Here is a 4,101-nt window from a genome sequence, read left to right as displayed (position 1 = left end):
GTATAAGATCACGATAGTGCCTGGGCGTCAAATTGAACTGTATAGACTGCTCAAAAAACGTTCACGATCTTGCCCTGCCCTTAACTTAGCAATAATAATCATTACATTAGCTATCAATGTAGCTAAAAGACCAATAATCCATTTGTTAAACATTATCTATCCTTTAAAAAATTAAATGTGTGTAATACCGCCTCACGCTAGCGAATTACCACAAAACATCTTTCGCTATTAATTATACAGAAACGCTCCCCATTAGATGGAGCCATTGATGTCACCAATGAAGGTTAACGACATAATTCCAATAGGCTACAAACCCAGTGCAAAGTATCTGAATAAGCGCTTAGAGACTCTCTTACTCATCAGTCTGTTCGCAGAAGTATCGCTGTGGTGTATTGACTTTATTGCCAAGGGTAATATCAATGTTAGGCCAACACCTTTAAAACATGCTTTGCATTGTCGACAACAAGGTCAGTAAAGAGCCTGTGAAGCTGGCCGGACTATATAACAATCCGGCGGAAATAATTTAGGGAATTTGGGAGAGTATTAGTGAGATATACCGAACTGCGGTACTTAAATTATGAGGGCCCAGACAAATATTGAAGGTTATGAGTCAATTTAAAGAACCGCTCAGGTGTACTCTAGTGATTTATCGAATCTGCCCCGCTCGCTTAGACACCCTGCTAAGCCAGTTCTGTCTTGTCTTGAAACTTGAGCCTACAACTGGCCCAAAATAGGTAGTAGAGCGATTTTTGATACCTGAAAAATCGAGGATTGATGTTTTTAGTTGTTTGTAAATGGCATTGCCTTTGAGGTATTTATACCAAAATGGTGGTGTGTCCAAGGTAATATAAAGCTCTGAATGACGCCCCAAAAGCAACTTCTCAGGAAACGCTTTACCCGCTACGTATTTAAAAGCAAAGTTTGGTAAAAAGGTTCTATCAATTAGCCCTTTAAATTTAGCCGGTAGGGTTCCCCACCAAACTGGGGTTATTATTACGATATGCTCAGCCCACAAAACTAGCTCTTGAAAATACTGCAGGTCCGGCTCTAACGAGGCGGCGCGCTCATACCCGCAGTCTAAGCTTATGTCGAATTTCATGTCACTCACATCAAGCTGTTTGACTTCATGTGTCAAAGCAGCTTCGAGTGTGTAGCTGTCCGCTAGCGATTTACAGAAACTTTGACTCTTTGGGTTTGCATTTATAACCAATACTTTTTTCATAAGACAAGATCCAGGTGGAAGAAAAGTATAGTTTAAGGTCTGACCTATAGGTCAGAGTCAACCCCTTTCACGCACCTATTAATCGATTGCCGATATTGCTGTATTTTGTCTCGCTGTATTTCGAGCTGTCGGATCTGACGCTCAACATCCAGTTGCTTTTCAATCAAGAAATCGCTGACGACAGTCCAATCAAAGTCTTCGCTGCCACCTTTTAAACTCACTATTTCAGAAAGTTTAATTCCAAGGGTTTGCGCTTCTTTGATTATTTTTATCAAGTTGATGTTTTTTTCTGAATAGACCCTATATTTCCCCGAGCGTAGAACGCTCAGCAAACCTAACGACTCATATAGCCTAATGGCTCTTTGAGTTGCGCCTGACAACTCCGATGCTTCTTTGATATACACACTAATCTCTCAAACTGACGGCTCTTACAACTCAATACCTAAAGCACCGTGCGGCAATTTCGCGTTAGATTACCTTCGTATTCAGTGCGATTATTTTAGGACGGATTACCCAACTACTTGTTACATTGGACTTCTATGCACTTCTCAACAACCAGGGTGGTAAAGTTTTCTACACCACAACATTCAGATATGGCGACCTGAATATTGTCCATGACTGGCCTAATTGTATTGACCGTTTCTTGTGACGGAGGCCACATATTTCTCGTGGTAAACAAAATAACTTCCGAACCACTATTATTTGTTAAAACTGACACAAAGCTATTTATATCGCCGATGGTGTAATGGTAACGATGTTGCGCAAAGACATGCTTCATTTCTTCAGTCATATCTTGATTTCCACTCATAAAAGCGTATTCAATATTGGAAACAGCCTGAATTGACCGCAGTGACTCTTCTATGCATCTGTAATCTATAATTCTATCTACTTTAGCCGTACGGACAATACCATTGTGTGAATCACACCCCACCAATAATGCCGCTGACAATATAAACAAAAAACGTATCATGGAAGCCTATAGCAAAGCCTTAAGTGACGAGTAACTGCTTGCGCTAATGTGAGAACAAGTATGACTGTTCAAGTTGTGTGACAAGTCCAACTTGTAAACATTGTGTAATCGCTTAGTCACCACCACAATCTCCTCCTGAGTCGCCCCAACCTGAATCTCCCCCATCAGTGCCATTCACGCCAATATTAGAACCGAGACTAAGCGAGAGGGCCCCTATTAGAGATAAAGCCCCCATTCCAATTAAGAACCATCCAATAAAACCGGTTAGCTCCTTAGCTAATTCGCCCCACGCTAGAAAAAAGAATAAACAACTCGCAATAAACAAGAAAAACTTCATACGTTATCCAATAAATAGAGCCCAAATGTTAATCGCCATGACTAAAAGCGGCCATTAGCACAAGCCAACTGTCGCAAAAATGCAATCCGCCAAAATACAAACTCTGGCAGTAAAAAGCAGGTAGGCTTGAACAACAGTGTCATTGCAACCATTGATTGAGTTTGCATTTAAACAACGCCATTAAACAACAGGTTAAATATTCTAAAAACCTTCAATACCACAGCCTTCCTAACACCAGCACGGCGAAATGAGTCGTTTTCTTGTGTTTGCATAAAAAGAGCCTGTTTGTCATTTGCCCGTGTTTACCTTGTTAGGTGCATTATTCACTGTAGATTATATTACCACCAAAATCATATACTTCCCCACTTTGGAAGAGGCTTCCCCCCCATGAAAAATAATGACAGCCACAAGACAATTACTCGGTGCTAGCTCTGTCACGGCGACTTTGCTCAGTGGGTGCGAGGCAGCCGGATTGTGCAATCAGTCCCAAATAAGAGTGTGGCCAATTCAAACGTTGATTCATGTGATGCGCTCAACTGCAATACTTGCAATGCAAACCCAGGGCGCCAAAACTATTTGACATGCTTCATTGCTAATCTTAACGATTAAAAACCTGATTAGGTGTTTTAGCGTGACTTTGTTTAAATCTGCCCCGTCATTAGTCCGACTCTATTGTTTATAACTAAAGGTACTGAAATGTTTTCAATCGAAGATAAAGTAGTTGCAACCAAAGGCATCGATTTAGGCGCAATGGTAGTAACTGGTTTAAGCAGCGGTGGTTATTACGTGCATGTGAAATCTGAAGAAAATAACTGCACTTTGACTTACCCTGCTAGAGATTTAAAGAAAGCATAATTCATTGCTCATTTAACCTATTAGGCAGCCTCGGCTGCCTTTTTTGTTTGCTCTCTCTACGACCCGCCTTGCACTCTTTAATCAAGTCGATAACATACCGTATTTTTATCTACTTTCGCTCCAAGGCAAGGGGCAAAGGCTAACGAAGGGATGCCAATGCAATACTGGTTATTTAAAACTGAGCCCGATGAATATAGTTTACAAGATTTAGCGAACGCACCGCAGCAAACTGACATGTGGGATGGTATTCGTAACTACCAAGCGCGTAATTTCTTACGCGATAAAGTAGCCGAAGGTGACCGAGTGCTAATGTACCACAGCCAGTGTAAAAATGTGGGGGTAGTAGGTATTGCTGAGGTCGTCAGAGCTGCTTATGCCGATCCCGCGCAGTTTAACCAAGAGAGTAAGTATTATGACGGCAAAGCGACCTTAGAAAGTCCCCGGTGGTTTTGTGTCGACATACGATTTGTGAGTCAATTTAATCAAGTGGTGAGCTTAAAATCCATCAAAGCACACCCTGAACTGCAACAAATGGTATTGGTAAAACAAGGCCGCTTGTCTGTTCAACCTGTGACAGCCCAAGAGTGGCAATTAATCGAACACTTGGGCCGTTAACCTTTTATCTTAGCCGTGGCGGTACAAGAGCACTTTAAGGCCTTTATCTGGCTCTCGATTGATAAAAACGTCACTGGGTTGTAGCTGTTGTACAAAACTAAA

The 4,101-nt window shown here is 41.5% G+C and carries 7 protein-coding genes; 3 read left to right on the top strand and 4 right to left on the bottom strand.

From position 1 onward, the window contains the following. Positions 1–268 precede the first annotated feature (268 nt). On the top strand, positions 269–475 hold the full coding sequence (locus tag D1Z90_RS07125; protein ID WP_119910065.1) for a hypothetical protein: 207 nt from the start codon (positions 269–271) through the stop codon (positions 473–475). A gap of 171 nt (positions 476–646) precedes the next feature. Here D1Z90_RS07125 and D1Z90_RS07120 read toward each other — a convergent pair whose 3' ends face one another. The 4 genes from D1Z90_RS07120 to D1Z90_RS07105 all read right to left on the bottom strand — a co-directional run bounded on the left by D1Z90_RS07120 (position 647) and on the right by D1Z90_RS07105 (position 2,529). Beyond that, complete coding sequence (locus D1Z90_RS07120) at positions 647–1,222, bottom strand: NAD(P)H-dependent oxidoreductase (RefSeq protein ID WP_119910064.1); 576 nt, start codon at positions 1,220–1,222, stop codon at positions 647–649. Positions 1,223–1,266: 44 nt separating this feature from the next. Further along, positions 1,267–1,626, bottom strand: coding sequence for a MerR family transcriptional regulator (locus tag D1Z90_RS21935; protein ID WP_119910063.1), 360 nt, complete (start codon positions 1,624–1,626; stop codon positions 1,267–1,269). A 113-nt stretch (positions 1,627–1,739) separates the two neighbouring features. Further along, positions 1,740–2,192, bottom strand: a complete 453-nt coding sequence (locus tag D1Z90_RS07110; RefSeq protein ID WP_119910062.1) for a hypothetical protein — start codon at positions 2,190–2,192, stop codon at positions 1,740–1,742. Positions 2,193–2,304: 112 nt separating this feature from the next. After that, positions 2,305–2,529: a hypothetical protein gene (locus D1Z90_RS07105; protein ID WP_119910061.1), complete on the bottom strand. Its 225-nt coding sequence runs from the start codon at positions 2,527–2,529 to the stop codon at positions 2,305–2,307. Positions 2,530–3,225: 696 nt separating this feature from the next. Between D1Z90_RS07105 and D1Z90_RS07100 the strand changes: the two genes are divergently transcribed. Beyond that, entirely contained in the window at positions 3,226–3,384 is a 159-nt protein-coding gene (locus tag D1Z90_RS07100) for a hypothetical protein (RefSeq protein WP_119910060.1), read from the top strand. Positions 3,385–3,540: 156 nt separating this feature from the next. Continuing rightward, positions 3,541–3,999 carry an EVE domain-containing protein gene (locus D1Z90_RS07095; RefSeq protein WP_119910059.1) on the top strand — a complete coding sequence of 153 codons (459 nt, stop codon included), beginning with the start codon at positions 3,541–3,543 and terminating at the stop codon, positions 3,997–3,999. Positions 4,000–4,101: the final 102 nt, after the last annotated feature.

This window comes from Motilimonas pumila (genome assembly GCF_003596335.1).
Lineage (GTDB): Bacteria > Pseudomonadota > Gammaproteobacteria > Enterobacterales > CBDFNC01 > Motilimonas > Motilimonas pumila.
The sequence above is the reverse complement of the archived record's forward strand: the minus strand, read 5'-3'. Positions and strand labels throughout refer to the sequence as shown.

Bases quoted from the DNA above. Each gene is read 5' to 3' on its own strand.
- D1Z90_RS07125 (WP_119910065.1), top strand. From the start codon at position 269: ATGTCACCAATGAAGGTTAACGACATAATTCCAATAGGCTACAAACCC.
- D1Z90_RS07120 (WP_119910064.1), bottom strand. From the start codon at position 1,222: ATGAAAAAAGTATTGGTTATAAATGCAAACCCAAAGAGTCAAAGTTTC.
- D1Z90_RS07110 (WP_119910062.1), bottom strand. From the start codon at position 2,192: ATGATACGTTTTTTGTTTATATTGTCAGCGGCATTATTGGTGGGGTGT.
- D1Z90_RS07105 (WP_119910061.1), bottom strand. From the start codon at position 2,529: ATGAAGTTTTTCTTGTTTATTGCGAGTTGTTTATTCTTTTTTCTAGCG.
- D1Z90_RS07100 (WP_119910060.1), top strand. From the start codon at position 3,226: ATGTTTTCAATCGAAGATAAAGTAGTTGCAACCAAAGGCATCGATTTA.
- D1Z90_RS07095 (WP_119910059.1), top strand. From the start codon at position 3,541: ATGCAATACTGGTTATTTAAAACTGAGCCCGATGAATATAGTTTACAA.